Source organism: Streptomyces sp. NPDC048483, from assembly GCF_040651455.1.
In the GTDB taxonomy this organism is placed as follows: Bacteria; Actinomycetota; Actinomycetes; order Streptomycetales; family Streptomycetaceae; genus Streptomyces.
Genome location: NZ_JBEZJZ010000015.1, coordinates 94,375 through 119,281, shown reverse-complemented (window position 1 = coordinate 119,281; position 24,907 = coordinate 94,375). Strand labels below are relative to the sequence as shown.

Sequence of the window (24,907 nt, the reverse complement as noted above, 5' to 3'; positions counted from 1 at the left end):
ACCCGGTGGGCGCCCGCGTGTTGGCCAACACCCGCGCGCAGGGCGTGCTGCTGGAGGCCGGTCCGGGTGCGGTGGCGCTGCGGGAGTTGTTCTCGGAGCTGTTGGACTTCGAGTTGGTGAACCGGTACCTGACCGAGATGACCACTGCGGTCGGGGTCCGCTACGACTTCGGCGAGGGCCACGAACTGCTCGGCCGGCGGATGCGGGATGTGGGGCTGAAGAAGGGCCGCCTCTACGAGCTGATGCGCGGCGGCCGCGGGCTACTGCTCGACCAGACCGGCCGGCTCTCGGTGGCGGGCTGGGCAGACCGGGTCGACCATGTCGTCGCCGTCAGCGAGGAACTGGACGCGCCCGCGGTGCTTCTGCGGCCGGACGGCCACGTGGCGTGGGTCGGTGACGATCAGCAGGATCTGCTCAGCCGGCTGCCGAAGTGGTTCGGCGCTGCCGTCGGCTGAGCGCGCAGTGGTGGCCCGGGAGGGTGGGGCCCTGATCGACGTCGGAGCGGTGGGAGCGCTGCTCGACCGGCCGCCGGGATGACCCCGGTTGTCTCAGCCTGGCTCCGGCTGGGGAACACCCACGGACTGTGGGCGTTCCCCAGCCGTCTTCCTCGGGTTCGACGCGCGGTCGGCCGTTGCGGCTGTTCCGTGGGCCGGAGTACCTGTCGTACTTCGCGGTGGGCCGGGTCTTCGAAGCGAGCGCCCTGCTGGGCCGGTTCCGTCGGTCCGGGCGGCTCAGCGGTAGCGGGCGCGCCCCCAGGCGGCCGCGAGCGTCAGGGGGACGGTCAGCGCGGTGGCGATCAGGAAGCAGGGGCGGGTGCGTACATCGGAGCAGGTGTGGCGTTCGGTGGCGCGGGCGCTGCGGCCGGACGGGGCCGAGACCGCGCACGTGCTGCCCTTCGCGGAGGAGAGCACACCGGCCGCGGAGCCGCCGGGCCGGGTGTCGCGGAACCTGCTGTCGCTGGTGGAGTCGGTCGCACCCAACCCGGCCGTGGTCCTCGACCCGCACTGGGACCTGCTGGCCTGGAACGCCGGTTACGCGGCCCTGCTGACGGACTTCGCGCGACTGGCCCCGAAGCGGCGCAACCTGCTGTGGCTGGTGTTCCGCTGGGCACCGGCCCGTACCCTGATTGTGAACTGAAAGCACGAAGCGCCCGCCCTGCTGGGCCAGTTCCGCGCCAACGCCGCCCGTCACCCCGACGACCGGCGGTACGCCGAGATCGTCGGCGAGATCATCAAGGACCCGGACGCGGCCCGCTGGTACGACCAGCGCGAGACGGCGGTCTACCAGCCGGCGGTTCGGCACTTCCGGCACCCTGTGGCGGGCGAACTGCGGCTGCGGTACGTGAAACTGGCCGCCGCCGACGACGAACCCGGTCATCACTTCCTGTGCTACCTGCCCGATGACCGGGACGCCGAGGCGGCCGTGCGCACACTCACCGCGAACGCGTGAACTCCGCGGCCGCCTCCGCGTTCACTGCCGCGTCCGCTCGCTTCTGTTCACCCTTCTCCTTCTCCTTCTCCTTCTCCTCGTCCTTCTCCTTTCGCATCCTCCGGGGCTCACAGGCCGGGGAGCTCCCGTGCGGCCGTGCGGCCGTGATCGGCGTTGTCAGTGGTCGCCAGTACGTTCAGCAGTGTCCCGCCGTCGTGGCGCGGAAGTCCTCTTGGTGCATAGGAGATGGTGTGCTGTCAGATTGGGAAAGGTCGAGCACGGCACGGGTGATACCCCCCGCACGGCCGCGCAAGCTCGCCAAGGTCCCGTTCGTCGAACTGGCCGACGGACGCTTGCAGGGCGTGGTGTCCAGCGGCTCGGACATCGAGCGGGTCTATGTCTCATCGATCGCGGCCGGCACCTACGCGTTCGCTTGCAGCACCAACAACAACCGGCCCTGCGGCGGCGCACGGGGCTCGTTCTGCAATCACATCCGGGCCCTGATCAACGAGGCGGTGCTGCAGTACGGCGCCGAGCGCGTCGCCCGCTACCTGAGGGTCGAGGTCGCGGACGGGGAGCCGAGCGCGCACACCATCGCTTCCGACATGGTCAGTACGCGTCCGCCCAAGGGGGACTCCAAGGCCGCCGCTTCCGTCTTCAGCCGGTTCCTACGCCACCTGGCCTACCTGGAACTCGCCCCGACCACCGCGCCGTTGCCGGAGATGCAGTGGTTCCCGCCCACCAGGGCGGTGGCGATGGGGGTGCCCCCGCGCGAGCCCGGTTCGAGCGAGGAGGAGCGCGCGGACCTGCTCGCCGAAACCATCGCCGGGCTCGACGAAGCCCTGGCGGCCGTCGACGCCTTCGACCAGGCTCTCGTCGCCGGCCTGCTCCGTCCCCACCCCGCCCAGGCCGCCGGGCTGACGGAGCTCGCCCACGCCGTCGCGGGGACGCCGCTGGCTGCCAGGGTCGCCGAGGCGGCCGAGAAGGCGGTGGCCGGAGCCGCGAGCGAAGACCACTTCGTCGCCCTCGCCGCCGCCCGCGCCGCACTGCTCGGTTCCGTCCACGACGCACTGGTGGCCCGCGTCGAGGAAACGACGGGTCGGCCCCACAGCGAGGAAGCCGTTCCGGCGCCCGGCGGACAGCAGGCGGCGAACCTGCTCGCCGCCGCCCGCTCCTGGCTGTCCGATCTGGCGCGCTGCGGGTGGCAGGGCATCGACCACGACGTGGTCTCCGGGGCGGCGCAAGTCGTCTCCGCGATGCTTCCGGACCCGGCCCTGCGCCGCCTGGCGACGCTCCTCGACGGCTTCGCCGCCGAACTCGCCGCATCCTGCCCCGGCGCGGCCCTGGAACGCATCCCGGCACGCCGCTGGGCCGACCTGTGGTCCCGCGCGATGCTGCTGACGCTGCCCGGTGCGGCCGACGTGCCCGTAACCGGTACGGTCACCGGCCGCCTCCTGCCCCTCGGCATCGACGTGCAGGAACACGCGACCGCCGCACAAGCCCAGGTCCACGCGGTGTTCGAGCCCGCGGACGGCGCCGCGCCCCGCCTGGTGCGCGCCGGCGTCTCGGTGCCGAAGCCCGACACGGTCGTCGGAGCCGGCCTCTGGCAGCTGCTCCGCCCGCACATGTCGCTCCTGGCAGCCGTCAGCGAAGGCCGCTCGATGGACCTCGCCGACATGCCGATCACCGCTGAGGGCGATCTGATCTGGAGCGATGAGCAGGCACGCCCGAGCGAGCCCGCCGATGCCTTTGCCACCGCCCGCGTGGCCCTGCCCATCGCTACCGCTTCGGCGACCGCACCCCTGGACCGGCACCCGGCGCGCATCGCCGTACCCGTCTTCCTGGAGGGCTGTGCCGCCCAAAGGGACGACGGCGTAGTGACGTTCGCCGTCGCCGAACACCGTCTGGCCGTCGACACCGACCGCCTTCCGACCGCCGGGCCGCTCACCCCGGACGCCGTTGCGGTGGCGCACGCGTGCATCGGCCTGCTCCGCTGGGACGCCGGGACGTTCAGCATCCAACCGCTCGCCGTCGAAGCCACCGTGCGGAAGAAGGCTGTCGCCCTCCACGCCGGGGCGTGGGCCGGGGGCACGGCCGACAAGGCCGGTGTCAAGGCGGAGAAGGCCGCCACCGACGCTGCAGCGGTGCTGCGCGAGCGCGCCGGAAGGCTGTTGCGGAAATGACCGAACAGAATCCCGAGGTGACCGCCGACGACAACCGCCGTCAGGTCCTGTACTGGCGGCTCCTCGCCCGGCTCTTCGACCCCGAGGAGCAGGCGACGCTGGAATCGGCGAGCCTCGCGGTCGTCGAGGACATCGGCCTGCCGTCCGCGCTGCTGGATCCGCAGGCCTCCGTCGACTCGATCGTGCAGCGCCACCCCGAGTTGGCCGCCGAATTCGACGGCCTGATGGCGCCCGAGCCCGAGCCCGAGCCCAAGTCCGAGTCCGAGTCCGAGTCCGAGTCCGAGTCCGAGTCCGAGTCCGAGTCCGCAGCTGAGGGTGATGACGACGGCGGCCGTGACCGTGCCGCCGAGGTGCGGCGCGCGGCACTGGTGTCGAAGGTGTTGCTCAACGTCTTCGCCTCCGGCTCCGGCACGGTCACCGCCGGGCAGCTCGCCCGCTGGCAGTCCGACGCGGGCTGGCTGGAGCGCGCGCTCGGCTGCCGTCCCGGGGAGCTGCGCGGCGGCCGCCCCGCAGGAGGCGCCGCGGGATCCGGCGTCAGCCCGACCGGCTCCGGCGGCGGCGGTACGACACCCGACCTCAGCCGGTTGATTCCGGCGATCGGCCCGGAGCTCGGTGCCCTCGAAGCCGACCTCGTCAAGCGGATGCATCTTCGCGAGGTGCTCGCCGACCCCAAGCTCGCCGCGCAGCTCACCCCGAGCATGTCGCTGATCGAGCAGCTGCTGCGCGACAAGAACAACCTGTCCGGCGTGGCACTGGCCAACGCCAAGGCCCTGATCCGCCGGTTCGTCGACGAGGTCGCCGAGGTGCTGCGCACCCAGGTGGAAAAGGCCACGGTCGGCGCCCTGGACCGCTCGGTGCCGCCCAAGCGGGTGTTCCGCAACCTGGACATCGACCGCACGATCTGGAAGAACCTCACCAACTGGAGCCCCGAAGAGGAACGGCTCTATGTCGACCGGCTCTTCTACCGGCACACCGCACGCAAGACGACGCCTCAGCGACTGATCGTGGTCGTCGACCAGTCGGGCTCCATGGTCGACTCGATGGTCAACTGCACCATCCTGGCCTCGATCTTCGCAGGCCTGCCCAAGGTCGACGTCCACCTGATCGCCTACGACACACAGGCGCTCGACCTCACGCCGTGGGTGCACGACCCCTTCGAGACCCTGCTGCGCACCAACCTCGGCGGCGGCACCGACGGCACGGTCGCCATGGCACTGGCCCAGCCGAAGATCGCCGAGCCCCGCAACACCGTCGTGGTGTGGATCTCGGACTTCTACGAATGGCAGACCGAGCCACTGTTCGAAAGCATGGCCGCCATTCACCGCTCGGGCGCCAAGTTCATCCCGGTCGGCTCGGTGACCAGCTCCGGCCGAGCCAGCGTCAACCCGTGGTTCCGGGAGCGCTTCAAGGACCTCGGCACGCCGGTGCTCTCCGGCCACATCCGCAAGCTTGTCCACGAACTCAAGACGTTCCTCGCCTAGAAAGGCCCTGATATGTCCGACCTGTTGCGCGCCCCTGCCGAGATCAAGTACGCCGAGGAGCTGGACTGGCTGGAGTCGGTCGACGACGGCCCCAAGCCGTTCTCCTGGCGCCTGTCGCCGAAGATGGTCCGCCTGTTCGTCCTGGGATCCGAGCGCTCCGATGGCCTCGACCGGGAGATCTCGCAGAAGTGGTTCGGCGACCGCAGTTTCGTCGAGCGTTCCATCGTCACGCTGGCCTCCGACCGCGGCCTGCTGCTGATCGGTGACCCGGGAACCGGCAAGAGCTGGCTCGCCGAACTGCTGTCCGCCGCGATCTCCCGCAACTCCACACTGGTGGTCCAGGGCACGGCCGGCACCACCGAGGACCACATCAAGTACTCCTGGAACGTGTCCATGGTGATCGCCAAGGGCCAGTCGCGGCAGTCGATGATCCCCTCGCCGATCATGACCGCGATGGAGTCCGGCGCAATCGGCCGCTTCGAGGAGCTCACCCGCTCCACCAGTGACGTCCAGGACGCGCTGATCTCGATCCTGTCGGAGAAGTACATCTCGGTCCCGGAGCTGGACAGCGACAACATCGTCTTCGCCAAGCCCGGCTTCTCGGTCATCGCCACGGCCAACAGCCGCGACCGGGGCGTCAACGACCTGTCGTCCGCGCTCAAGCGCCGCTTCAACTTCGTCCGCATCCCGGTGGTGACCAACAAGAAGAGCGAGGCGGAGATCGTCCGCTTCCGCACCGAGGAGCTGCTGCGCCGTCACCAGATCGAGCTGGATGTGCCGCCGACGCTGCTGGACGTGCTGCTGCAGAGCTTCGCCGATCTGCGCGCCTCCGCCGCCGCAGCAGGCAGCGACGACGAGAAACTGGAGTCCGCGCTGTCGACCGCCGAGCAGATCGGCGTGCTCGAGGACGCGATCCTGCACAGCAACTTCTTCGGTGAGCGCGCGCTGACGGCCGGCACCCTCGCCTCCTCGCTCGTCGGATCGCTGGCGCGACGCGAGCCGGAGGACCTGGCCATCCTCAACAAGTACCTGCACGGCGTTGTCGAGCCGCGCAGCAAGGAAGAGGGCGGGTCCTGGCCGGAGTTCTTGGAGGGCGGCCGCGACGCGATCGCCACCCTGTCATGAGCCCCGTACCCGAGGGGACGGCCTTCGAAGCGCTGCGCACGCAGTTGCAGGAGGCCGCCACGGCGTTCGCCGACGGGCCCGACGCCCTGGAGGGCATCCTCCTCGGCATCGTCGACGACGTCGACCGTGCGGTGCGCGAACCGCTGGAGATCTTCCCCGTCTGCCACCACTCGCCGGCCTCGGCGATCGCGATGGCGCGGCGGCTGCGCGAGAAGCAGCCGAAGGTCGTCTACCTGGAACTGTGCGAAGACATGGCGCCGCTCCTGTCCGAGCTGCGCAACTGCAGGCTCCCGGTGGCGGTGCAGGCGTTCGCCAGCGAGGTCGAGGGCTTCCCGGCCGAGTGGGCGCCGCTGTCGGTCGTCGCACCGATCACCGAGGCGTCGGCCGAGTACCAGGCGATCGCCTATGCGCTGGACACGCCGGGCGTCGAGCTGGTCCTCGTGGACCGCTCCTCGGACCATGTGTTCCAGTGGCAGGCGCGCGAAACGCAAGCCGCCGAGCCCGCCGATCCGGACGCGCCGCCGGCCGAGGCGGAGGCCGCGCTGCACGGCGACGCGGTCGGCGTGGAGATCGGCAATCTGCGGCCGCGCTTCGCCGAACTGGAGGAGCACCTGCTGCACCACGGCCGGGTGCGGCACTGGTCGGAGTGGTGGCACCAGTACGTCGAGCTGCCCCTCGGCGACAGCGACCACGACACCTACCGGCAGGTCATGCTCCTGATCGGCAGCCTGTTCCGGCGTCTTGCACCCGGGGAGCAGGAGCGGGTACGCGTCGATGAGGACCGCGAGCGCTACATGTGGACCAGGATGCGTGCGCACCTCACCGCGTCCGGCACCGATCCCGCGGACTGCCTGTACGTCTGCGGTGCGTTCCACGCGGCCAGCCGTGTCGCGGAGTTCGGCGTCCAGGGCACCGACACCTTTGAGATCAGCCCGCCCAGTGCGAGCACGTGGCAGCACGGCCTGATCCCGTCCAGCCACGCGGCGATCGAGGCGCAGTTCGGCCTCGCCGCCGGCTCGGTGTCGATCGCCGCGACCCAGTGGGCGAAGAACATCCGGCGCACACGGGTGCAGCCGTTCCGGCTCGCGGGGCAGGCGGGTGCGAAGAAGGCAACGAAACCCAGGAAAGCCGCGGCACCGGCCGTGCCCGCGGCGACGGACACACCCGCGGACAAGCTCTCCGGTTTCCTGCAGCGCCCACCCGTCCTCGACCGTCTGGACGAGGCCGAACTGCTCGGCTGGTCGGTGGAGATTGTGCGCGCCGCGCGCCGCAACGGCTACCTCGCCTCCACCGCCGATGCCATCGCCGTGTTCGAGACGTCGATCCTGCTGGCCGGGATGCGCGATCGGGCCAAGCCCACGCCGTACGACTTCCAGGACGCGGCGATCACCTGCATAGAGAAGGACACCGTGCCGGGCCGGCGCGATGTGCGCCGTCTCGTGGAGATCATGATGGGCGGCGACCGGGTCGGCCAAGTCGGCTACGACGCGCTGCCGCCGCTGGCGCGCGATGTGCACGACCGGCTGGCGCCGCTGGGCCTGAAGCTTCAGCAGCGCGGCGTGCAGCGGGCCTTGCTGGACATGGCTTCGCGGCCGGAACTGGCCCAGTGCTCCGACGTGCTGTGGATGCTGCGCCATCTGATGCCGTCGGGCGCCGCGCGGCCGATCATGGGTGAACGTCGGCTCGGCGAGCGGCCGATCCAGGAGTCGTGGGACCTTGCGCTGGGCACCCACCAGAGGGCGCTCATCGAGCTCGGCTACGAGGGCGTCAGCATCGAGCAGGTCCTGGAGCAGCGCCTCCGTCGCACGGCGTACGGTCCGCAGGCGACCACGGCGACGGTTCTTCAGGCCGTCGAGGACGCGACGCTGTATCTGCGCAGCCGCCGCCTCGCCGACGAACTGGGCACCCGCGCCCTGGAGGTCCTGGCGACCGAACGCAGCGTCGACGGCGCACCGGAGGTGCTGCGCCGGGTGCGTAGGCTGCTGGCGTACTACCGCACCAGCGAGCCGGTGCTGCCGTCGTGGATCGAGTCCTTCGTCAAGACCGGTTACGCGCACTACTGCACTCTGCTGCCGACGGCGTTCACCGACGAGGACGCGACCGTCCGCCAGGTCGCCGCGATGCTGGGCTTCTTGTTCAGCATGGAGAGTCTGGCGCTGTCGCTCGGCTGCGACCGGACCCAGCTGGAGCTGGCGTTCGCGCAGTCGCATCCGCAGGAGCCGTCCAAGGTGGCGCTGCTGTGGGCGGCCGAGGTGCAGCTCGGGCGGCTCTCCCGTGCGGACCTTCGCACGCGGTGCGACGACCTCCTTGCCAACCCCCTCGTCGTGCCCGCCTATCCGCGCTACCTCAGCGGATTCCTGCACGCGCTGGAGCCGGTGCCGCAGCTGGCCGACTTCGTCGTGGAAGCGGTGTCGAACGCCTTCGCACGACTGCCGGATCCGGTGCTCCTGCCGTGGCTGCCGACCCTGATCAGCACCCTGCGGTCCGGCGGCGCCGAGCTGGCTCCGCTGCTGATCCGCGAGGCCGGGCGGATCTTCCCCGGCAGGCTCGCGGCGCTCGACGAGTGGGTACCGCCGTGGCGGGACCGGCCGGACGCGGGAGCCGTCCCGCCGGTACGTCGCGCGGGCGGCGGCAGCGGTGGCGTGTTGCTGGCCGCCCACCCCGCGACATGCGACGCGGTGGCGGGTCTGCTGGGCTGCGACGGGACGTGGGAAGCGGCGGGCCCTGCCCCGTCGGGCGCGGCACTGTCCGCTCGCCACCCGGATACAGCGGTGGCACTGGAGGTGCTTCTGGCCGGCCCATGACCTCGGTGCGGTGACAGCCCGCACAGCAGATCCACCGTCGGAGCGCCCGACCCACGGGCGCTCCGACGGCGCGCGGGAGGCGGTTCCAGGTCCCGCCGCAGCCGGCCGCCCTCCGCGAGCCACTGCTCGGCGGCGGCCGTCACCTCCACCCGGCGGGCCCGGGGCGCGGGGTTCGGCCGCGCCCCGTACATCCGAATGCCGTCCTGCCGGCGAACAGAGGACCATCCCCACAGATCGCGCGCCTCGCCCGGAGGCCCACTGACGTGGAGGATGACGTGATGGAGAAGACGACCCTGAGCATCATTTCCCTCGAGTCCGTGACACCGGGTACTCGCGGAGCGGCGGACGAGGTGGCGGTGTGCGTGGTCCGCTGCATCGAGGGGACGGCTCGGCTGGGCATGGTGTTCCACCGCCCCCGCTCCGCGGGCGACGCGGGCACGGCCACGCCACAGTTCACGCTGACCGCCATCGAGTGGTACGGCAAGCAGGTCGAGGAGCTGGATACGGTCCACTCCGGCAAGGTCACGCTCACCGGCTCCGGATCCGGATCGGACATGCTGGCCAAGTGGGATGTCCTGAACTCGGCACCAGGCACCGTCACGGCGTGAGGTCCCAGACCGGGCGGCAGCAAGGAGCCGGGACACCAGACCACCAGACCGCCGGCCCACCAGACCGTCCACGCGATATGCGCGAGGGATCATCCCCGTGGGGACGAAGGTGAACCGACGCCCTACGGGCATGCAGCAGGAAAGTCAGTTCACATCGACGTCGCCGAAGAGTTCGAGCATCTGCGTGAGCACATGCACGCATGCGGTCAGGTCGGCGTCGGTCAGATCGCCGCCGACCTGGCGCAGCAGGGCCTGCTCATGGGTGGTTACCGCGGTGATGGCCGCCCTGCCGTCGCCGGTCAGCCGGATCAGCGAGGACCGCTGGTGGGCGGGGTTGGGGGTGATCTCGACCAGCTGCCGGGCTGTGGCGTCGTTGACCATGCGCTGCACGAATTGTCGGCTCAGCGCCTGTGCGCGGCCCATCTGCGGGACGGTCATGGGCCCGCGTTCGAGGAGCAGGTCCAGGACGGCACGCACGCCGACGGAGAGCCCCTCGATGGGCGCTGCTTGTTCCACCTTGCGGTGCACGCGTCGGTACAACGGGCCGACCAGAGCGAACACTTCCGTGAGGCGGTGGGCGAGGTCGTCGGGCGCGAGGGGCGTGTCAGCATCAGTCACCCGGCAAGGATGACACCTTCATTGTCAACACCGAAGAATATGGCACCTTGGTTGTCATGACTGACGCTTCTGACATGTCTTCGTTAGATACGGCGGACGGCCACCTCGCCTACCGCGACGCCGGGGCGGGACAGCCGCTGGTGCTGCTGCACGGCGGCTTCCTGGACCACAGCATGTGGGACGACCAGATACCGGCCTTCGCGCCTCACTACCGGGTGATCGCACCGGATGCCCGCGGACACGGCGGATCCTCCAACGCAAGCAAACCGTTCCGTCACACCGACGACGTCGCGGCGCTGCTGCGTCACCTCGACGTCGGTCCCGCGATCCTCGTCGGGGTGTCGATGGGCGGCGGCATCGCCGTCGATACCGCGCTCGAACACCTCGATCTGGTAAGCGCGTTGGTCGTCAGCGGCGTCGGCACCAGCGAACCCGAATTCCAGGATCCCTGGGTCCACGAGATCCAGGCCGAGCAGGCCCGTGCGCTGGCGGCGGGTGACGCCGAGAGCTGGGTCGAGGCATTCACCCAGTTCGCGGCAGGACCGCGCCGCACGCTCGACGACGTCGACCAGGATGTCGTGTGCAGGCTGCGGGAGATGACCTGGCGGACCGTCGCCAAACACACCGGCACCGAGCCCATGCACATGGTGCCCGTGACCGACACCTGGGAGCGCGCGGCGAAGATGACGGTCCCGGTGCTGGCCATCAACGGCGGTATCGACTCGGACGACCACATCGACATGGCCGAACGTCTCGTACGCACCGTGGCAGGCGGCCGCGCGACGACCGTCGCAGCCACCGCTCACTACCCCAACATGGAACGACCGGATGCCTTCAACGAGATCCTCGGGAACTTCCTTCGCGCCGCATCCGCTGACAACAGCTGACACAGGGCTCCGGCGCAGCGGTAGGTGATAACGCAACAGGCCAGTCTCCGGAAGGTCGGGCAGCGGCAGCTCGGCGAAGCGGGCCTCGCATAGAGTTCGCAGCCGTCGAGGTAGTGCAGGTGGGATTGTCGGCCGCGCGCTGCTTCATGACGCTGGAGAGCTCGTCCCGGATGACGTGGAGCGTCAGCTTTCCGGCAGCGGTCTCTGCGAGATCGCCCACGGCCTTGAACTGCGGCTTGCCGGCGATGAGGGTGCTGACGGCCCCGGTGACGAGGCCGACGGTGATCCCGGCGGCGAGCCCGGCAACCAGCGAGGCCGTCGGCCCTGGCCCCACGGCGAGGCCGCAGGCGATGCCGACCGGGGACCAGTGCAGCTTCTGCGCCGGTTCGCTTCGCCCTGCGAGCACGGCCGTAAGCCCGGCCGCCAGTCCGGTGCCGAGGCCGTTGACGATCCCCGACGGAACTCCCGGGCCCAGTCCGGACATGAGGCTGGCCGTAGTCCCTCCGACGAGCCCGCCGGCCAAGCCGCTCAAGAGACCGAATACGAGGCCGACGAGAGGCAGCGGGGTGGCGTACCGCAGGTGCCACCAGCCCAGGTCGGTCGTCCCTCGCAAACGGTGTTCCAGATGGGCGCCGAGGAACATCAACCAGTTCCGCGCGTCCGCCGCCTGCCGACGGCAGCGCATCCTGGGATCCGGGTGAGGTCGGTACGCCTCGGGGATGAAGGCATCGAAGATCCACGCTCCACACACCCCGAAGGCGAATTCCGCTGCCTGAAGGGCGCTTGGGTCGTCTCTCCACGGAGGCCGCGGTGGTGGCGAGCCGTCAGCCGCGCAGCGTGACGGGGAGGGTGGTCAGTCGGCTTCCTTGCAGGCCGCCGATGCTGATCTGCTGTAGCTCGGTGAAGGGGACGGCGAGACGGGCGTCGGGAAAGTCGGTGCGCAGCACCGTGGTCACCGCGCGCAGTTCGAGCTGTGCGAGCTGGGCGCCGATGCAGAAGTGCGGACCGGCTCCGAAGGCCAGGTCTGGTCCGGGTGAGCGGGCGGGGTCGGTGTTGATTCCCTGGATGTCGACGAGTACGGGTGCGCGGGCGGGAAGGCATGTCCCGGCGAGTGCGATCTCGGTGGTGGTGAACCGCCAGAGGCTGAACGGGGCGGGTGGGTACAGCCGCAGCGTCTCGCGGACCAGTTCGCCGGTTTCCCCTTCGTCCACCCGGCTTCGGTGCGGGCCGTCCACGAGGGTGCGGGCGATCAGGATGCCGAGAGCGGCGTCCGTGGTGAGCTGTCCGGCGAAGATCAGCGCGAACAGGTGGTACTGCAATTGGTCTCGGGTGGTGCCCACGGGAGCCCGGTCACGCAACTCGGCGGCCAGTCCCTGGCTGCCGTCGCCGAGCCCCGAGGCGGCGAGTTCCGAGAGTGCGGCGATCGCCCTGCCCCGCTCGCCGGGCTCAGCGCTGAACATCTGCCTGCAGGCATCGGCTGCTTGGTCGACGTGATCGAGAGGAATGCCGAGCAGATCGAGCAGGACGGTGAGCGGATAGCGGGTGGTGAATCCGGCCATCAAGTCGACGTTCGTGCCATCGGCGGCCAGCTCGGTGAGTAACGTCCGGGCGATCGCATGGATCCGATCGGACTGCTCGCGGATCCGTTTGGCGTTGAGGAGCGGTGCATGGGCGCGTCGCAGGTCGGCGTGTTCGGGGCCGTCGAGGGTGGTGAGGGACGGCTGCTCGGCGGCGGTCTGCTCGAGTCCGGCGGTGTGCCGGTCCCAGCCGGGAGGCGCGAACGCGGGGTCTTTGGCGATCCGGCGGTCGGCGAGCACCACGCGCGCCAAGGCTTCGTCCGTCACGATCCATGCCGGTCCTCCAGCAGGGGCGTTCACCTGGACGAGGGGGCCGGCGGCACGTAAGGCGGCGTGGACCGGATCGGGTTCGGTGATAGCGCGACGTGTTGGGGCGAACGGGTCGATGTCGTCGAGGTGGGGAGCGTTCGGCATCGGGACTCCTGCGGTAGGGAGCAGCGGCGGGGCATCAGGTGAGGGCAGGAGCAGAAACAGGCCGTCCCTGCACACCCCCCACTTACGTGTTCACTGACGTGATGTCACTGACGTGTTCGCCGAAGTGACTCCACGGCAAAGAAACTTCATGGTGAAGTAATTCCACGGGGAAGGTAGGCTGGCCGGCGGCAGGTTGTCAATGTGTGCCGCCAACGTGAATCGTCGACGGCGAGCCAAAACGGAGGGCCCAGTGGAGGAACCGGTACCCGACGGCGTCGCGGCGCAGCGTGAGCGGCTGGCGGAAGGGCTCAGGGCCTACGGTGCGCGCTTCACCGAACTGGGCCGCCGCTTCGCCGTCCAGATAGGCGTGCACTCCACCGACGCGTTCGCTCTGCTGGAGATCGCCTCCGCCGAGCAGCGGGGCCTCCCGCTGTCACCCGCCCTGCTCAGCAGGCGCATCTCGCTCTCGTCGGGGGCCATGACCGCGCTGCTGAACCGCCTCGAGCAGGCCGGGTATGTCACCCGCACCCGCGAACACACCGACCGGCGGATCGTTACCCTGCACAGCAGCAAGCAGGTCAAGGAACTCGCCGACGAGTTCTTCGGACCTGTCAACGGACGTCAGGACGCCGTCCTTTCGCAGTATCCGTCCGAGCTGCTTCAACAGTTCGAGACCATCCTGGCCCAACTGTGCTCCACCATGGGCGCTCAGTTCACACCACCAGATTCGGACACGTGACGGTCCGCCAGGTTCCTCGAAACGCTGTCCAGGATCTCCAGACTCTCAAGACGCCCCGCCGCCTTCGCCGGGCGGTGGGCCCTCTTATGTGATGGCTCCGCGGCAATGCCCGGAACTACCCTCGTGATCATGATTGCCCGCAGAGAAGACGGCTACGAGATCGACACCGATCCGGACCGCCTCGACATCGACTCGGTGCACCACTGGCTTTCGACCGATGCGTTCTGAGCCCTTGGCCGCAGCCGCGAAACGGTCGAGGAGTCCCTTCGCGTGTCTCTCAGCTTCGGCCTCTACGACGCCAACGGAACTCAGGCTGCTTACGCACGCGTCGTCACCGACTTGACGACCTTCGCGTGGCTCTGCGATGTCTATGTCGACCCCACACACCGCGGCATAGGCCTAGGCACCTGGCTGGCAACTGCCATCCGTGACCACCTGGCCCCGTACAAACTCAAGCGCGTGCTCCTGTCCACGCTCGACGCCCACGAGGTCTACGCCAAGGCCGGCTTCGTGCCTTTCCCCGATCCTCAGAATCTCATGATCATGAACCCTGCGCAGTGAGTGCCCGGACCTGATCGCAGCCACACGGCGCCGCCCTCCCCCGCGAACATTCCCCACCACCCTGGCCGCCAACTGCCCTTCAGCCTCATGGACAAGCGCTGCCACCGAAGGCGAACGCCCGGCTACGCAGCGGCTTTCCCGGCTCAGGGAACCAACCGGCGCCGATGCCCCTCTCACATCGCGACGCCACTGGGCGAACCCCTGATGGCCGGATTACGGCGCGAGTCGAAGCCCGGCCGCAACTGCCACCCGCCCGGCTGCGTCGGTGAAGTGACGACCATGCGGGATGCCAAGCGACCCTCCACACGCTCGCTACGCACTCACGATGATGTCGTCAAGAAAGTCGGCAGAAGCGAGCAAAAATAGCCATCATTCGATCATTTTCGTCGCCTTATTCGTAGAGACTAGTCAGGGAACACCAGATGTTCCCGCCCAGTACCACCGGATGTTGAGGCATCCGAGCCCTGAAGGAGAAGGTATGCAACCCTTCGCGCTGAGCTACGCCCGTCCGGTGGTGCAGTCGCCGTCCACCACTCCGTACGCCTACGACCCCACCCGGCAATTGAATGTTCTTCCCGACGGCCGCCCGGCCTCGTGCAGTCGGGCGGTACTGCTGGCAACCGGCTCCACCGCCTCCACAGCCGGTTCCAAGACCCACTTCGACGACTGATCTCCCATGACCGTCCTGATCCTCACCTGCGAGGAGGACTTGACGGCGGACATGGTGGTGTCGAGGCTGCACGAACTCGGCGTCCCGCTCGTCCGCCTCGACCCTGCCGATTTGCCCGGGGAGGTCTCCCTGTCGGCGGAGTACGTCAAGGGCGACTTCGAGGGATACCTCAAGGCGGGTGAACGCGTGGTGAGCCTGAGCAGTCTGCGGTCGGTATGGGTCCGCCGCCCCGGCACTCCCGCAGCACACGCCCCGGAACAGTCCGCATGGCTTACGGCCGAGGCCGAGCACGCCTTATACGGCATGCTCACCTGCACCCCCGCACGCTGGATGAACCACCCCGTCGCGGCCGCACAAGCACGCTGCAAGCCCTGGCAATTCCGCACCGCCCATCACGCGGGTTTCGCCGTACCCCCCACGGTGATCACTTCGTTCCCGTCGGTCGCCCGTCGGTTCGCCGTCTCGTATCAGGACATCGTGGTGAAATCGGTGTCCGGCGGGCACCCCACGGATCCACCGATGGTGCTGCCGACCACCCGCATCAGCCCGGACGTGGACTTCTCCGGGGTTGCGGCCGCCCCGACCCTGTTCCAACGGCATATCTCCAAGCAGGCCGATATCCGGCTCACTTGCGTCGGCGGGCAGCTGTTCGCCGCGCGCAGGAAATCCGACCCCGAAGAGGTGGACAGCCGCTTCACCGAGCACGGCATGTGGGAACCGACCGAGGTGCCCGACCGCATCAGGCTCGCCGTGGAGGCCTATATGCGCACCGCTCAACTCTCCTACGGAGCCTTCGACTTCGCCGAGGACACCGACCGGACCTGGTGGTTCCTGGAGTGCAACCAGGGCGGCCAGTTCGGCTTCGTCCAGCTCGACACCGACCAGCCCATCACCGAGGCCGTGGCCTCCTGGCTGGCGGACGCGCCCTCCATCTGAAAACCGTCGTCACTCACCTGTCACGCCCACATCAGCAGCGATGCGGTGAGGCCGAGTCCGGCCTGGTAGCGGGTGGCGGCGCGGTGAGCAAGGGCGTCCCCCTCCACGGTCCCCCGCGCGGCGAGGCGGAGCGCTCGGCCGCCTCCGACCGCCTCCGGCCAGGCGACCGCGGGCGACCGGGGCGCGGGCACCCCCGCCCCAGCAACGGTCCGCCGAGCCGGTAGATCAGATCCGGTAGACGCAGATCCGGTAGATCAGATCCGGTAGAGGTAGACGCAGATCACGCCGGCACCAAGCACCGACGGAGATCACGCAGGTGCATATCGGAACAAATCACCACAAGCTCGAAGCCTCTCCCCCCACGCAGCGGCTCATTCCCGTCCCGGTGTGACCATGGATTCGATCACCACGTCCCACTCAGGTGGCACCGATTGAATGATCAAATGGGCAGTGGGCTAGCATATGAGCACCGCCTAGCTCGAAAGATAATCCTGTGACTGTCAACGAGGACTCGTTCACCAACTGGAAAACCCGCGAGGAGATCGCGGAGTCGATGATCCCGATCATCGGGAAGCTGCACCGGGAGCAGGACGTCACAGTCCTGCTGCACAGCCGCTCCTTGGTGAACAAGTCGGTCGTCAGCATCCTCAAGACCCACCGCTTCGCCCGGCAGATTGCCGGCGAGGAACTCTCGGTCACCGAGACGTTGCCGTTCCTGCAGGCCCTCACCACGCTCGATCTCGGCCCGTCCCAGATCGACATCGGCATGCTCGCCGCGACGTACAAGAGCGACGACCGCGGTCTCTCGGTGGCGGAGTTCACCGCCGAGGCCGTCGCCGGTGCCACGGGTGCCAACAAGATCGAGTGCCGCGAGGGGCGCGACGTCGTCCTCTACGGCTTCGGCCGCATCGGCCGCCTCGTCGCCCGCCTGCTCATCGAGAAGGCCGGCTCCGGCAACGGACTGCGGCTGCGTGCCGTCGTCGTCCGTCAGGGCGGCGAGCAGGACATCGTCAAGCGCGCCTCGCTGCTGCGCCGTGACTCCATCCACGGCCAGTTCCAGGGCACGATCACCGTCGACGAGGCGAACAGCACGATCATCGCCAACGGCAACGCGATCAAGGTGATCTACGCCAACGACCCGTCCGAGGTCGACTACACGGCGTACGGCATCAAGGACGCCATCCTCATCGACAACACCGGCAAGTGGCGCGACCGCGAGGGCCTTTCGAAGCACCTGCGCCCCGGTATCGACAAGGTCGTCCTGACCGCGCCGGGCAAGGGCGACGTCCCCAACATCGTGCACGGCGTCAACCACGACATGATCAAGCCGGACGAGCAGATCCTGTCCTGCGCCTCCTGCACCACCAACGCGATCGTCCCGCCGCTGAAGGCGATGGAGGACGAGTACGGCGTCCTGCGCGGCCACGTGGAGACCGTCCACTCGTTCACCAACGACCAGAACCTGCTGGACAATTACCACAAGGCCGACCGTCGCGGCCGCTCGGCGCCGCTCAACATGGTGATCACCGAGACCGGTGCCGCCTCCGCCGTCGCCAAGGCCCTGCCCGACCTCAAGGCGAAGATCACCGGCAGCTCGATCCGCGTCCCGGTGCCGGACGTCTCGATCGCGATCCTCAACCTGCAGCTCGCGCGGGAGACCAACCGCGAGGAGGTCCTCGACTACCTCCGCAACGTGTCGCTGACCTCGCCGCTCAAGCGCCAGATCGACTTCACCAGCGCCCCCGACGCGGTCTCGAACGACTTCATCGGCTCGCGCCACGCCTCGATCGTCGACGCCGGCGCCACCAAGGTCGAGGGCGACAACGCGATCCTCTACCTCTGGTACGACAACGAGTTCGGCTACTCCTGCCAGGTCATCCGCGTCGTCCAGTACGTCTCCGGGGTGGAGTACCCGACCTACCCGGCCCCGGCGGTCTGATCTCGTCGGACTGTCCGGTCCGATCCCCTGTCCCGGCAGGCGGGGTGGCGGTGGGGCGACAACCGATCCCGAGAGGCATCCGGTTGCTCTGCCACCGCCACCCGCCGAACGGCCGGGTACTACAGCCGCAGTTACGGCGGTCCCCCCCAACCGCTCCGGGCCGTAGTACCAGGACAAGCGGCGTCAGCCCTCCCCCAGCACCGCCCCGATCACGTGCCGGGCGTTGTGCGCCATTGCCGGGTTCGTCCTCCGGTAGTACGGCAGCGCGATCAGCGCCTGCGAGAGCGTCCGCCCCCGACCGCGGTTCCAGGTCGCGTCGTCCACACCGAGCGCCTCGCGGAAGACCTCCCTTGCCTCGTCCGGCAGCAGATTCCACGCGGGGAACAGATCGCACGCCGGATCCCCCACCCCCATACACCCGAAGTCGATCACCGAGGTCAGCCGGCCACCCTCCACCAGCAGATTGCCCGGCATCAGATCGGCATGCAGCCACACCGGCGGCCCGTCCCAGCCCGGGGCCCGCAGCGCGTCCTCCCATACAGCGGCCGCGGCATCGCAGTCGATGCTCTCCTCCGGGATCCCGCGCAGTTCCTCGATCGCCGCCCGGGTCGACGCGTCGAGCGAGGCAACCGGCCCTCCGCGGTGCGCCTCCGGCGCCCCCGGCAGGGTGAGGCGCCGCATCGCCGCCACGAACTCGGCCAGATCTTCGGCCAGCAGCACGGGCTCGCTCAGCGCCCCCGCCTCGGGGTTCTCCCCCGCCAGCCACCGGTACACCGACCACGGCCACGGATACCCCTCGGCGGGCTCCCCCGCCCCGAGCACCTCGGGGATGGCCGTGGGCAGCCGGGTTGTGAGGCGGGGCAGCCACTCCTGCTCCATCGATACGTCCGCGGCTCCGCCCTTCACCAGCGGCAGCCGTACGACCATGTCCTCGCCCAGCCGGTACATGGCATTGACCGTGCCGCCGGACGGGAACCCCTCCACCGCCAGGCCCGCCCACTGCGGGAACTGCCCGGCGATCAGCCGCCGTACGAGGTCGCCGTCGATGGGGTGGAGACCGGGATGCATCTGCATCTGCCCTGTGCTCATAGGGCGCCATCCGATCGCCGGAGGCCGACGGGCGTCAAACGCTTTTCCGGCCAGTACTGCCCCGCGAGCCGGCCGTTCCCGGACGTGCCGACGCGCGGACGCCGCCCCCCGGCCGAACATCGCCCCCGTACTAGCCCTGTCCCCGGTTCCACTGGGCGAATGCCCCACTCATCCAGCCACGGGTCGGCATGGCGTAACTCAACTTGCATGCTGTCGAGTTGACGCATTGCTGATACGCAAATACGTCTCGGCCGAGGATGGTGTGACATAGGGCACCTTGTGTCATGGGCACGCACCGGTACGGTGAACTCCGTCGAGTTGATCTTCGGCGTCAGCGGGCTACAACGACGTGGTTCCACCGTCCGGAAAGCCGTCCGGTCATCGTTGGGAACCCCATGACACGTGCGCCCTCATCACACCGCAGTTGGCTGACCGACGTACCCGTGCTGGCAGTCGCCATCACCTGGGGCTCCAGCTATCTGGCCACCAAAAGCATCACGGGCCCGTCGACCGTCCTCGCCATGCTGCTCCTGCGTTTCCTCATGGCCGTTGCCGTACTCGGGCTTCTCCGCCTCCGCGCCATCCGACGGCTCACGGCGGCCGAGGTGCGCGGCGGAATCGTCATCGGCCTGATCCTCACCTGCGTCTTCCTCCTGGAGACCTACGGCGTCGTACACACCTCGGCGACGAACGCCGGCCTCATCATCAGCCTGACGATGGTCTTCACCCCCTTGGCCGAGGCAGCGCTGTGCCGCACGCGGCCCACCGGATCGTTTCTCATGGCTGCCGCCGGCTCAGTGCTGGGAATAGTGCTCCTCACCCAGGGCAGCGGGTTCACCCCACCCTCCATCGGCGACCTGCTCATGCTCCTCGCGGCCCTCGCCCGGACCGCCAATGTGCTCACCACACACCGGCTCGCCTCGATCAAGAGCGCTGATGACGGCGCTCTCACCTTCGTCCAACTGTCCACCGCCGTCATCTGCTTCGCAGCGCTCTCCACATGTGCGGGAACCCCGCCCCTGCGCGTGGCCTCCGCCCTGGAGGCGGGCCAGTGGCTGGACCTCCTCTACCTGGGACTGCTGTGCACGCTGTTCGCATTCTTCGCCCAGCTGTGGGCCGTGCGCCGCACCAACCCGTCCCGTGTCAGCCTGCTGCTGGGTACGGAACCGCTCTGGGCTGCTGTGATCGGCGTCGCCCTCGGCGGGGACCAACTGGGAGCGCCCGGCTACGCCGGAGCAGCGCTGATTCTTCTCGGCACCGCGTGGGGAAGGCGGGCCGCTGAGGCCACTGGGTCAAAACCGGAGGCAGATGCCGCAGCAGCACCGCCCGTACAAGAAGGGAGTTGCGCCGCGGCCGCCACCTCTGCACCGAACAGGTAGTCCCGTACGGCTCGACGGACGACGTGCGTGATGCCGGCCCCACGCTCAGCACGCTGACCCGAAGGAAACGCCTCAGGTGGCAGCGGGAATGCCAACGTGGCGACGTGTTGCGGTGACGGCGCTTGCGCTTGTCCCGGCAGGACGTCCAGCGCGGTCGGATTGCCGGCTCACTGGGCGCGGTGCTGCGACGCCACTGCAACAGGGGTGATGTCACTGACTACGGCGACCCACGTACCCCCGGCACCCGCCCTCGGACCGGGCGGAACCCGGCAATGGGCGGGAGCCGTCGGGGACGCACTTGCTCGCCTCCTCCGTCGTCGCTACCGGCCCTGCATCTGGGCGGCCGCCCGCAGGTCGCGGTAGCGGACCAGGCGGACGCCGCAGAAGTCGTCCGGACCCTCGTCCGCCGAGTCCATGAGCGCGGCGATGAGCCAGATCGCGATGTAGAGGTAGCCGCCCAGCCAACGGCGGAAGAGCCGGGGCAGGCCGGGGCGGGTGCCGGTCTTCTCGTAGATCACCCGGGTGCGGGCGGCGAACTTGCCGATGCTCGCACCGGAGATCCGGGCCAGGATCACATGATTGAGAAACGCAAAACCGAGGCCGCTGCCGACGACGATGAGCAGTTCTTTCAGGAACGGCAGATCGGATCCCGAGAGGGCGCGGAAGCCGCCGAAGATGACGGTCAGGGTCAGCAAGCCGTCGAGAGTGACCGCGCCGATGCGGCGCATGTCATTGGCAGGTTCGGGGATACGCGGAGCCACCGCTGTCAGGTGCGGGGGCGGCGGGCCCTGCTGATACGGCTGCTGCTGATACGGGTGCTGCGGTTGCTGCTGGTACGGCTGCCCCTGCGGCTGCCCGTACTGCTGACCGTACTGCTGCGGGGGCGGCGGGCCCTGCTGATATGGCTGCTGCTGATACGGGTGCTGTGGTTGCTGGTTGTTCGGCTGCTGCGGGAAGGATTGCTCGTACATGGATACGGATCCTTCCATGGCGTGTGCGGAACCTCCACACGCAGCCAGGGCGCCGGTCGCAGGTTCGGGGCAGAGCGGGCAGGGAGAAGGCGTACCGGACGCCGGTGAGCTGTTACGGAGGGCGGCACACACAGGCCGGCAGGAAGTCCGGCCGACAAGAAGTCCGCTGCAATGGGAAGGAAATGGCCCCTGATCTTGACGTCTTGAACAGGATGTCTCCATGACGGATCCCTCAGACGTCTCAGCGTCCATGTGGAACGACGCCATTTCCCCTCGCCGGCAGACTCCCTACGAAGCCGAGCTGTACCGCAACAGCGTGCTCGAACAGTACAAACTCTGCGTGGAGATGGCCGACCGGATCAGCGCCCGGCGCAGCCTGACGAACACCTTTTTCCTCTCCCTCAACAGTTTGATCGGCGCAGGCTTCGTCGGTCTTGGGAGCGGCCACACCGGGCGGATGCCGGTGTGGCTGCTCGTGGCTGGGCTGCTGATCCTGCTGACGCAGTGCTCGGCATGGTTCGCGCTCATCCGCTCCTACCGGCAGCTGAACGCAGCGAAGTTTGCCGTCATCGGCGCGCTGGAGGAGCGGCTTCCGGCGTACGCGTATTCCAGAGGCGAGTGGGCCGCCCTGGGTGAGGGGAAGGACTGGCGACGGTATCTTCCGCTCACCCACGTCGAGCAGTGGGTGCCGTGGATCTTCGCGGCGGCCTATCTGCTGGGCAGCGGCGCCTTAGCCTTCGGCTGAGCCGACATGACTTGGGTGCCAGGGGTATGGGGGCAGGAGTGCTTCATTGCTGACGGATCAGCCGCAGTGGCGGCCGGCTTGCTTCTCGTAGTCGGCGAGCGGGGTGAATGTCTTGTCCAGGCCGGGCAGCAGGGCGCTGAAGAGGTTCCACCGGCCTTCGTTGGACGTTCCCATGACGGGGGTCAGGGTGGGTGCCCAGTCGGATGAGAAGTGGATGAGGCCTTGCACCGGTTCGCTGGAACGATCGGCGTGCTCGAGCCACTTGGGGCATTCCGGCAACCTGGACCCGGGAATGCCGGACGCGACGACACCCTCGGGCGCCGCGGACGTGCGGGGGCGCAGAGCCGCGTCGGTCGCCCGACGGATGTGTTCGTACTCCTGCCTGCCCATCGAGGGGATGACGAGCAACAGCCGTTGCGGCGGCAGCAGGCGCATTGCCTCGGCGAGTTCCCACATCGTCCCTTCGCTCCGCCCCAAGGTGAGCACGGTCAGTCGGGACCGGCGCATGAGCTGGCGTACGGGTTCCCGCCACTGCTCCTTCGGCAGATACATGCGCACCGCCCCCACATGCGGCAGCCGTTCACCGGGCGCGCCGACGGCGATCAGTGGCCCCACCGGTCGTAAGGCATCAGCGATGTGCTCCTCCGCTGAGCGCCCGGACAGGGCGAAACCAAGGATCCCGCCCACCGCACCCGGCAAGGCGTGCTGGTGCAATGCCGTACGCGCCTGATCGTCCTCGAATGACCGCAGATAAAGGACGTAGGAGCCTGGCTGGAGCATCCGTGGGGAGGGAATGATGCGGGCCCGGTGCCGGCGCGACCGAAGGAATGCTTTCCTTCCCTGCGTGAAAATGCCACCGCCGATCAGCATCAGCGGGAAGGCGATGAAGGTCGCCCCTGCCGGATAGTGCGCACCATCCACCATGGCGGTCATTGCGCCGAGCGTCAGGGCCAGCCCGGCGAGGCAGCACAGCCAGGCGGCCACCCACAGCAACATTCCCACCCAGGCGTTCTCCCGCGCGGGCAGGGACGGAAAGCTGCGGGACCGGCGAGTACCGGCGAACCGCAGAGTATTCCGGCCATGAAGGTAAATGAACCCGCCCGATACGAGCAGCAGAAACGCATTCGAGGCCAGCCACCGGGGATAGGAGAGCGGGGTCGCCATCACCTTCATCGCGCCAAGTGCGACGGCCAACCCGAGCAGGAGGATCAGCCACCCCAATAGCTGCACCCCGGCATACCGCGGGACGGCGAGCTGTCGGCCGTCGACGGAAGCCGGCGTATGAGTCGGCGATTCCTTGGCCCCGTCCGCCGTGACGTCGGAGGGCGTGGCGAGGGGATACGGGAAATCCCACTTCCCGCGCCAGCCGAGCCGCGCACCGTGCAGTGGAAGCCACAACACCAGACCGAAGAGCAGAGAGATCACCGGCAGGACGTATGTCCACCACCTGTCCCACCACGCAGGGAATTCCGTACCTACCGCCCACGGCACTGCTGCGGCGCTCAGAAACACCAGCAGCGGGATCACCGTACGAAGCATCAACCCCATCAGCTGCTGCCGCTCACGTCTCGGGCTGACGCCGGCCAACGCGACGCCGACGAGGACCCAGACCAGGATCATGCGGAGTGCCCACGGGGGTATCACATCGGTGAACTTGGTCATCTCCGATGCGGTTCCGGCAAGTTCACTGAGAGCCAGGTGAGTGCGCAAAGGTTCCCCCGTGGGCGTCAGGCTGTGTCGGCTACAGGGCGCAGGACGTGTTCCATCCGGACGTGGATCGACATGGATCGACGTGGATCGATGTGGTTTCCGACGTGGATTCTGACCGTCGACTCTTCCGCATCACCAGCCGCATTGTCAGGGGAATTGGGCAGATGCGGGGCCAACTGTCATTTGATGAGCGTGCGCTGGGGCGACTGGCGGGTCAGTGTGCGGTAGCCGCTCGAACGAGCCCTGCATATTCGGTCACTTGGCCTCCCGCGAGGAGAGGGCGTCGGTGTCAGAGCGCCCTTGTCATGAACGTGCTGTTCTGATCGGGCCGGTAGTCCGCGAACGGATCACACTGGTGGAACCCGAACTTCTCGTACAGCTTCCGGGCAGGCAGGAAGAACTCGGTCGCGCCGGTCTCCAGGCTCAGCCGGGTGAAGCCCATATCCTTCGCCTCGGCGATGATGTGTTCCAGCAGCAGGGAGGCGATCCCGCTCCTCTTCCGCGTCGGCTGCGTACGCATCGACTTCAGCTCCGCGTGCCCCGCGTCCAGCTTTTTGATCGCGCCGCAGCCGACCAGAGTGTCACCGTCCGAGACCGACCAGAACGTGACGTCCGGCTTCCGAAGGCCGTCGAGATCGAGGGCGTGCTTGCTCTCCACCGGCGTGATGGACTGCATCTGCTGGACGTGATCCTGGAGGAACCGCGCGATCTCAGGGCCGGAGAGGTCGTCAACCACGATCTTCAATCTCTTCACCTTTCTTCGGGGGCTCCCGGTGCTGCGGGTGCCCGGTCGGCTGTCAGACCCGCATGGGGGGCTGCTCCGCATCGAGGCTATGGCGATCTTGATGGACGAGGCCACGGGGTTTTGGGGGGTCCTGGCAGCCGAAGCGGGGGGCACCACGCTGAACGCCTGAACCCGGCCCGGGGCGGCCGTTCGGCAGCACGCCCCGCGCCGGGACTCTGTGAACCGGCGCGGGGCGGTGCGAGGACCGCGACAGGCTGGGCTGCCAGGTGTGGTTCACCGGTGCCGTGCCGCGTCCTAC

Annotated in this window: 19 protein-coding genes and 5 pseudogenes; 16 read left to right on the top strand and 8 right to left on the bottom strand. The window is 68.7% G+C overall.

Going from position 1 to position 24,907, the window contains the following annotated elements:
- The 8 genes and pseudogenes from AB0D04_RS11315 to AB0D04_RS11280 form a co-directional block, all read left to right on the top strand.
- A pseudogene (locus tag AB0D04_RS11315) lies at nt 1-455 on the top strand (FAD-dependent oxidoreductase); the annotation flags it as partial.
- Between the two features lie 334 nt (nt 456-789).
- Nucleotides 790-1,449: pseudogene (locus tag AB0D04_RS11310) on the top strand (hypothetical protein).
- A gap of 233 nt (nt 1,450-1,682) precedes the next feature.
- A pseudogene (locus AB0D04_RS11305) lies at nt 1,683-2,183 on the top strand (hypothetical protein); the annotation flags it as partial.
- Complete coding sequence (locus AB0D04_RS11300) at nt 2,184-3,611, top strand: hypothetical protein (RefSeq protein ID WP_362701876.1); 1,428 nt, start codon at nt 2,184-2,186, stop codon at nt 3,609-3,611.
- Complete coding sequence (locus tag AB0D04_RS11295; protein WP_362701871.1) at nt 3,608-5,092, top strand: VWA domain-containing protein; 1,485 nt, start codon at nt 3,608-3,610, stop codon at nt 5,090-5,092. Before AB0D04_RS11300 ends, AB0D04_RS11295 begins: the two co-directional genes overlap by 4 nt.
- 12 nt (nt 5,093-5,104) lie before the next feature.
- Nucleotides 5,105-6,217 (top strand): AAA family ATPase, encoded by a 1,113-nt coding sequence (locus AB0D04_RS11290; protein ID WP_362701869.1) that lies wholly within the window; start codon nt 5,105-5,107, stop codon nt 6,215-6,217.
- Nucleotides 6,214-9,021 (top strand): hypothetical protein, encoded by a 2,808-nt coding sequence (locus AB0D04_RS11285; RefSeq protein ID WP_362701867.1) that lies wholly within the window; start codon nt 6,214-6,216, stop codon nt 9,019-9,021. Before AB0D04_RS11290 ends, AB0D04_RS11285 begins: the two co-directional genes overlap by 4 nt.
- 278 nt (nt 9,022-9,299) lie before the next feature.
- The gene (locus tag AB0D04_RS11280) at nt 9,300-9,629 is read left to right on the top strand and encodes a hypothetical protein (RefSeq protein ID WP_362701865.1); all 330 of its coding nucleotides are present in this window, start codon (nt 9,300-9,302) and stop codon (nt 9,627-9,629) included.
- A gap of 144 nt (nt 9,630-9,773) precedes the next feature.
- Here the strand turns inward: AB0D04_RS11280 and AB0D04_RS11275 are convergent, their stop codons facing one another.
- On the bottom strand, nt 9,774-10,247 hold the full coding sequence (locus AB0D04_RS11275) for a MarR family winged helix-turn-helix transcriptional regulator (RefSeq protein ID WP_362701863.1): 474 nt from the start codon (nt 10,245-10,247) through the stop codon (nt 9,774-9,776).
- 56 nt (nt 10,248-10,303) lie between these two features.
- On the opposite strand from AB0D04_RS11275, the gene AB0D04_RS11270 reads away from it, so the two are divergent.
- Entirely contained in the window at nt 10,304-11,134 is an 831-nt protein-coding gene (locus AB0D04_RS11270) for an alpha/beta hydrolase (protein ID WP_362701862.1), read from the top strand.
- A gap of 54 nt (nt 11,135-11,188) precedes the next feature.
- Here the strand turns inward: AB0D04_RS11270 and AB0D04_RS11265 are convergent.
- Together AB0D04_RS11265 and AB0D04_RS11260 are read right to left on the bottom strand one after the other, a co-directional pair.
- A pseudogene (locus tag AB0D04_RS11265) lies at nt 11,189-11,375 on the bottom strand (lipase); the annotation flags it as partial.
- Between the two features lie 583 nt (nt 11,376-11,958).
- On the bottom strand, nt 11,959-13,125 hold the full coding sequence (locus tag AB0D04_RS11260; RefSeq protein ID WP_362701860.1) for a cytochrome P450: 1,167 nt from the start codon (nt 13,123-13,125) through the stop codon (nt 11,959-11,961).
- 250 nt (nt 13,126-13,375) lie between these two features.
- On the opposite strand from AB0D04_RS11260, the gene AB0D04_RS11255 reads away from it, so the two are divergent.
- The 4 genes and pseudogenes from AB0D04_RS11255 (at nt 13,376) to tgmB (ending at nt 16,031) form a co-directional block, all read left to right on the top strand.
- Complete coding sequence (locus AB0D04_RS11255) at nt 13,376-13,864, top strand: MarR family transcriptional regulator (protein WP_362701858.1); 489 nt, start codon at nt 13,376-13,378, stop codon at nt 13,862-13,864.
- A gap of 129 nt (nt 13,865-13,993) precedes the next feature.
- Nucleotides 13,994-14,425, top strand: a pseudogene (locus tag AB0D04_RS11250) (GNAT family N-acetyltransferase).
- A 478-nt stretch (nt 14,426-14,903) separates the two neighbouring features.
- Nucleotides 14,904-15,095, top strand: coding sequence for a putative ATP-grasp-modified RiPP (gene tgmA / locus AB0D04_RS11245; RefSeq protein ID WP_362701856.1), 192 nt, complete (start codon nt 14,904-14,906; stop codon nt 15,093-15,095).
- 6 nt (nt 15,096-15,101) lie between these two features.
- Nucleotides 15,102-16,031 (top strand): ATP-grasp ribosomal peptide maturase, encoded by a 930-nt coding sequence (tgmB, locus tag AB0D04_RS11240; RefSeq protein ID WP_362701855.1) that lies wholly within the window; start codon nt 15,102-15,104, stop codon nt 16,029-16,031.
- A gap of 20 nt (nt 16,032-16,051) precedes the next feature.
- Here the strand turns inward: tgmB and AB0D04_RS11235 are convergent, their stop codons facing one another.
- Nucleotides 16,052-16,222 (bottom strand): hypothetical protein, encoded by a 171-nt coding sequence (locus AB0D04_RS11235; RefSeq protein WP_362701854.1) that lies wholly within the window; start codon nt 16,220-16,222, stop codon nt 16,052-16,054.
- Between the two features lie 302 nt (nt 16,223-16,524).
- On the opposite strand from AB0D04_RS11235, the gene AB0D04_RS11230 reads away from it, so the two are divergent.
- Nucleotides 16,525-17,970 carry a glyceraldehyde-3-phosphate dehydrogenase gene (locus AB0D04_RS11230; RefSeq protein ID WP_362701853.1) on the top strand — a complete coding sequence of 482 codons (1,446 nt, stop codon included), beginning with the start codon at nt 16,525-16,527 and terminating at the stop codon, nt 17,968-17,970.
- 183 nt (nt 17,971-18,153) lie between these two features.
- On the opposite strand, the gene AB0D04_RS11225 is transcribed toward AB0D04_RS11230, so the two are convergent.
- Entirely contained in the window at nt 18,154-19,059 is a 906-nt protein-coding gene (locus tag AB0D04_RS11225; protein WP_362701852.1) for an aminoglycoside phosphotransferase family protein, read from the bottom strand.
- Between the two features lie 395 nt (nt 19,060-19,454).
- Between AB0D04_RS11225 and AB0D04_RS11220 the strand changes: the two genes are divergently transcribed.
- A complete protein-coding gene (locus AB0D04_RS11220) occupies nt 19,455-20,438 on the top strand; it encodes a DMT family transporter (RefSeq protein WP_362701851.1) in 984 nt (327 codons plus the stop codon).
- 320 nt (nt 20,439-20,758) lie between these two features.
- Here the strand turns inward: AB0D04_RS11220 and AB0D04_RS11215 are convergent, their stop codons facing one another.
- Complete coding sequence (locus tag AB0D04_RS11215) at nt 20,759-21,409, bottom strand: RDD family protein (protein ID WP_362701849.1); 651 nt, start codon at nt 21,407-21,409, stop codon at nt 20,759-20,761.
- Between the two features lie 220 nt (nt 21,410-21,629).
- Between AB0D04_RS11215 and AB0D04_RS11210 the strand changes: the two genes are divergently transcribed.
- The gene (locus AB0D04_RS11210) at nt 21,630-22,154 is read left to right on the top strand and encodes a hypothetical protein (RefSeq protein WP_362701847.1); all 525 of its coding nucleotides are present in this window, start codon (nt 21,630-21,632) and stop codon (nt 22,152-22,154) included.
- 57 nt (nt 22,155-22,211) lie between these two features.
- On the opposite strand, the gene AB0D04_RS11205 is transcribed toward AB0D04_RS11210, so the two are convergent.
- Complete coding sequence (locus AB0D04_RS11205) at nt 22,212-23,816, bottom strand: hypothetical protein (RefSeq protein ID WP_362701846.1); 1,605 nt, start codon at nt 23,814-23,816, stop codon at nt 22,212-22,214.
- Nucleotides 23,817-24,153: 337 nt separating this feature from the next.
- Entirely contained in the window at nt 24,154-24,609 is a 456-nt protein-coding gene (locus tag AB0D04_RS11200; protein WP_362701844.1) for a GNAT family N-acetyltransferase, read from the bottom strand.
- Between the last annotated feature and the right edge of the window lie 298 nt (nt 24,610-24,907).

Excerpts from the sequence above, each read along its gene's own strand:
- AB0D04_RS11300 (WP_362701876.1), top strand. The coding sequence starts at position 2,184 with ATGGGGGTGCCCCCGCGCGAGCCCGGTTCGAGCGAGGAGGAGCGCGCG.
- AB0D04_RS11295 (WP_362701871.1), top strand. The coding sequence starts at position 3,608 with ATGACCGAACAGAATCCCGAGGTGACCGCCGACGACAACCGCCGTCAG.
- AB0D04_RS11290 (WP_362701869.1), top strand. The coding sequence starts at position 5,105 with ATGTCCGACCTGTTGCGCGCCCCTGCCGAGATCAAGTACGCCGAGGAG.
- AB0D04_RS11285 (WP_362701867.1), top strand. The coding sequence starts at position 6,214 with ATGAGCCCCGTACCCGAGGGGACGGCCTTCGAAGCGCTGCGCACGCAG.
- AB0D04_RS11280 (WP_362701865.1), top strand. The coding sequence starts at position 9,300 with ATGGAGAAGACGACCCTGAGCATCATTTCCCTCGAGTCCGTGACACCG.
- AB0D04_RS11270 (WP_362701862.1), top strand. The coding sequence starts at position 10,304 with ATGACTGACGCTTCTGACATGTCTTCGTTAGATACGGCGGACGGCCAC.
- AB0D04_RS11260 (WP_362701860.1), bottom strand. The coding sequence starts at position 13,125 with ATGCCGAACGCTCCCCACCTCGACGACATCGACCCGTTCGCCCCAACA.
- tgmA (WP_362701856.1), top strand. The coding sequence starts at position 14,904 with ATGCAACCCTTCGCGCTGAGCTACGCCCGTCCGGTGGTGCAGTCGCCG.
- tgmB (WP_362701855.1), top strand. The coding sequence starts at position 15,102 with ATGACCGTCCTGATCCTCACCTGCGAGGAGGACTTGACGGCGGACATG.
- AB0D04_RS11225 (WP_362701852.1), bottom strand. The coding sequence starts at position 19,059 with ATGAGCACAGGGCAGATGCAGATGCATCCCGGTCTCCACCCCATCGAC.
- AB0D04_RS11220 (WP_362701851.1), top strand. The coding sequence starts at position 19,455 with ATGACACGTGCGCCCTCATCACACCGCAGTTGGCTGACCGACGTACCC.
- AB0D04_RS11215 (WP_362701849.1), bottom strand. The coding sequence starts at position 21,409 with ATGTACGAGCAATCCTTCCCGCAGCAGCCGAACAACCAGCAACCACAG.
- AB0D04_RS11210 (WP_362701847.1), top strand. The coding sequence starts at position 21,630 with ATGACGGATCCCTCAGACGTCTCAGCGTCCATGTGGAACGACGCCATT.
- AB0D04_RS11205 (WP_362701846.1), bottom strand. The coding sequence starts at position 23,816 with ATGACCAAGTTCACCGATGTGATACCCCCGTGGGCACTCCGCATGATC.